Here is a 3,169-nt window from a genome sequence, read left to right as displayed (position 1 = left end):
GGATCACCGACTCGATGTTCGACAAACCGGAGGACCCAATCATGATCGAGACTCCCGAAGGAAAGCGTCACATACTACCCATCTCCGCAACCTTTCGGGTTCGGTGACGATCCAGCGTGAGCGGCATCCGTTTGATGGCCGCTCATTGCGACTTATGGGCACCGTCAAGCGCCGTGGCACTTTGCTGCTGCTGGTAGTGCTTCCAGATGGCAGCCGCTCGCTCGTTCCCGCGTGCTGGACTGATTGGAAAGCAACACAAGCTGTTGACGAACCTTCCACATCTGGGTCCGGACCCGGTGAGCGCTGCCTCGCTCCATTGACCGATTTGCTTCATGCGCGGGCGATCGTCGACGCTCTCCTGGGCCGTTGCCTGATTCCTCAGCCAAAGCCAGCGGCCGATGAGGAGAGTTTTGATGCAACGGACCCTGCCTATTCACGAACCTCCCGCTCCTGCGCAACGAACCCTGGCGTTTCTCGAACCTCCCCCTCCGGTGCAGCGGAGCCAACAGCTCGACGCCGAAGCACGCGCCGAGGCTCTCAGCACTCTGGCCCGCTTGATCGCTCAAGTCGTCAAAGCCGCCGAACAGACGGAGATGACGGATGAATGATCTCTCAAAGATCAGCGCTTCGCATCTTTGCCGCGCTGCCTACATCTATCTGCGGCAATCCACACCCGCTCAAGTCGAGCACAATCGAGAGTCGACGCAACGCCAATATGCGCTCGCCTCCAAAGCAACCACACTTGGATGGCCGTCTCAGCAAGTTGTCGTTATCGACGAAGATCTTGGCGTTTCCGGATCCGGTGTCGTGGCGCGCAATGGCTTTGCCCGACTTACTGCCGAAGTCGCTCTCGGCCATGTCGGCATTGTACTCGGCCTCGAAGTCTCACGCCTTGCCCGCAACAATGCCGACTGGTATCGCCTCCTGGATCTCTGCGGAATCACCGACACCCTCATCGGCGATGCCGATGGCGTCTATCATCCGGCGATGTTCAACGACCGGCTATTGCTTGGCCTCAAAGGCACCATGAGCGAAGCGGAACTGCATGTGCTACGGGCACGTTTGCTCGGTGGGATCCGCAACAAGGCCGCACGCGGCGAACTGCGTCGCAATCTTCCCGTGGGCTTCGTCTGGGGTGAGCAGGATGGCGAGGTCTGCCTCCACCCCGACGAATCCGTGCGCGCCGCCATCCAGACCGTCTTTACTCGCTTCGCTGAGCTCGGATCGGCACGTCGCGTCTGGCTATGGTTCCGTAGCGAGGGTCTGTGTTTGCCCCTGCGGATGCACTACGGCGCTAAAATCAGCTGGGTCGACCCAAGCTACATCGCCGTCTATCATATCCTCACCAATCCGGTCTACGCAGGCGCCTACGCATATGGCAAGAGCCGTCATGAGATCACCCTCGACGCTTCCGGCGTACGCAAGAAGCGCGCGCGCAAACTGCCGCGCTCGCAATGGCAGGTGTTCATCCCGAACCACCATGAGGGCTTTATCGATTGGAACACCTATGAGGCTAATCGCGCGAGGATCACCGCCAACACTCATCCACGCCCGCATCAATCAGGTAGCGGTGCCGTGAGAGAAGGAACTGCCCTGCTGCAAGGCATCGCAGTCTGTGGACGTTGCGGTCGTAAGTTGCGTACTCACTACACGGGTCGCACTGCATCCGCAGGCTATCATTGCGCCGGCAAGGACATCACCAATGGTCGCGGCGTCTACTGCCTTACCATCGGTGCGTTGCAAGTTGACGAAGCGGTTGAACGGGCCGTGCTCGCCGCGCTCGCGCCCATCGGTGTCGAGGCGGCAATTGCCGCGGCCGAGCGGCTCGAAGCCGACCATGACGGTGCGCTCGCGCAATGGCGTCTCACGGTGGAACGGGCAAGCTATGAAACGCAACGCGCCGAGCGTCGCTATCGCGCCGTCGACCCTGATAATCGTCTTGTCGCCCGCGGTCTCGAGGCTGAGTGGGAGAAAGCCCTGCGCGAACTCGATAGGGCCAAGGCCGAGCTTGCCCATCGCGAAGCATTGCGACCGAAGACGCTCAGCGCCAATGAGCGTTGCCGCCTGCTCGCTCTGGGTACTGACTTGTCCACCGTTTGGCGGGCTCCAACCACCTTGCCAAGAGACAAGAAAGAACTCCTTCGCACCGTACTTGAGGAAGTCATCATCACGGTCCACAAGGAGCAGCATCGCGCTCATCTGACGCTGCGTTGGCGGGGAAGCGCTCTGACCGAGATCGATTTCGACCTACCGCGTCGACGCGCAACCGTGCGCACCGATGAAGACACCATTGCGCTGCTCCGTCGTCTAGCAACTCATTACCCTGACGCCGTCATAGCCGGTATTCTCAACCGACAGGAGCGCAGAACCGCGTATGGTCATCGCTTCACTGCGAATCTTGTCAGTGGTTTGCGCCGACAATGGAACATCGCTCGTTATGAGCGGCCAGCCAACCCACCAGATGGAGAACTGATGAATGTCACACAAATTGCCAATACACTCGGCGTTGCGGCATCCACCATTCATCGTTGGCTCAACGACGGCATCATCGCTGGTGAACAGATCACACCTGGCGCACCATGGCGCATTCGCCTCACCGACGATTTGCGCGCTCGTGTCGCCGAAGACGTACCGCAGGGATACCTCACCATGTATCAAACCATGCGCCTATTAGACGTTTCCAGACAAACAATATTGCAGCGTGTCAAGCGCGGTGAGATCCAAGCTATCCATGTCAAGCAAGGACGCAAAAAAGGCTTGCGGCTCAAGGTGATCCGCACTCAAACAGACCTCTTCAATCAAACTTCATAAGCTGGGGTGCAGTATGAATCACGATCCAAGAAGTCCTTCAAATCCGCCTCCAACACCCAGCTGATCATGCCGCCGGCGATGACCTCATTGAGGGTCGCCAAGGCGTGATGGGCGCTGAGCTTCGGCCTGCCGCCGAGCGAGCAGGGCAAGAAGTCCTGCTCGTAGATGGCGGACAACACCTCAGCCGCGCTGCGCTGGAGCGCCCGGTCGGCGACAGTTGGAACCCCGAGGGGGCGCTTCTCCGTCTTACCGGGCTTGGGGATATAGACACGCCGAATGTTCGGCGCCCGATATCCCTGGCGGTGGATGGATTGGAGCATCGGCTCGATCCATCCGTCGAAGCTCTCCCTCGCCGCCT

Annotated in this window: 2 protein-coding genes and 2 pseudogenes; 3 read left to right on the top strand and 1 reads right to left on the bottom strand. The window is 59.7% G+C overall.

Annotated elements, in window-relative coordinates:
- Positions 1-103: 103 nt before the first annotated feature.
- From ACFFWD_RS45310 to ACFFWD_RS21555, 3 genes and pseudogenes are all read left to right on the top strand, one after another.
- A pseudogene (locus ACFFWD_RS45310) lies at positions 104-346 on the top strand (DUF5372 family protein); the annotation flags it as partial.
- Between the two features lie 67 nt (positions 347-413).
- Complete coding sequence (locus tag ACFFWD_RS21560; protein ID WP_376968499.1) at positions 414-608, top strand: hypothetical protein; 195 nt, start codon at positions 414-416, stop codon at positions 606-608.
- On the top strand, positions 601-2,811 hold the full coding sequence (locus ACFFWD_RS21555; protein ID WP_376968498.1) for a recombinase family protein: 2,211 nt from the start codon (positions 601-603) through the stop codon (positions 2,809-2,811). The genes ACFFWD_RS21560 and ACFFWD_RS21555 overlap by 8 nt, the downstream gene beginning before the upstream one ends.
- Here the strand turns inward: ACFFWD_RS21555 and ACFFWD_RS21550 are convergent.
- A pseudogene (locus ACFFWD_RS21550) lies at positions 2,799-3,169 on the bottom strand (hypothetical protein); the annotation flags it as partial. The gene ACFFWD_RS21555 and the pseudogene ACFFWD_RS21550 overlap by 13 nt on opposite strands.

The organism is Bradyrhizobium erythrophlei, assembly GCF_042430365.1.
Classification (GTDB): Bacteria; Pseudomonadota; Alphaproteobacteria; order Rhizobiales; family Xanthobacteraceae; genus Bradyrhizobium; species Bradyrhizobium erythrophlei.
The sequence above is the reverse complement of the archived record's forward strand: the minus strand, read 5'-3'. Positions and strand labels throughout refer to the sequence as shown.